The sequence below is a fragment of the Pedobacter sp. 05T44 genome (assembly GCF_056395985.1).
In genome coordinates this window covers 1-389 of the sequence record NZ_JBFTKO010000050.1, presented here as the reverse complement: position 1 = coordinate 389, position 389 = coordinate 1, and the positions used below count along the sequence as shown (strand labels likewise).

Below are 389 nucleotides of genomic sequence, written 5' to 3'. Positions count from 1 at the left end.
ATATAGTGCGGGGTGGAGCAGTTGGTAGCTCGTCGGGCTCATAACCCGAAGGTCATCAGTTCGAGTCTGGTCCCCGCTACCAAAAGATTCGCAGTTTTAATTAAAACTGTGGCAATCAAAATGGCCCGTTCGTCTAGGGGTGAGGACGCCAGATTTTCATTCTGGAAACAGGGGTTCGATTCCCCTACGGGCTACAGCGACCGCTTTAAAAAAATGAGCGGTTTTTTTATTAAGAAAGACATAGTGCGGGGTGGAGCAGTTGGTAGCTCGTCGGGCTCATAACCCGAAGGTCATCAGTTCGAGTCTGGTCCCCGCTACCAAAAGGTTCGCAGCTTTAATAAAGCTGAGGCAACCAAATGGCCCGTTCGTCTAGGGGTGAGGACGCCAGA

Annotated in this window: 3 tRNA genes; all 3 read left to right on the top strand. The window is 50.9% G+C overall.

From position 1 onward, the window contains the following. Positions 1 to 6 precede the first annotated feature (6 nt). Positions 7 to 82 (top strand) — tRNA-Met (locus AC1DDK_RS26170). Between the two features lie 40 nt (positions 83 to 122). Then, a tRNA-Glu gene (locus AC1DDK_RS26165) sits at positions 123 to 194 on the top strand. A 50-nt stretch (positions 195 to 244) separates the two neighbouring features. Beyond that, positions 245 to 320 (top strand) — tRNA-Met (locus AC1DDK_RS26160). The last annotated feature ends 69 nt before the right edge of the window (positions 321 to 389 follow it).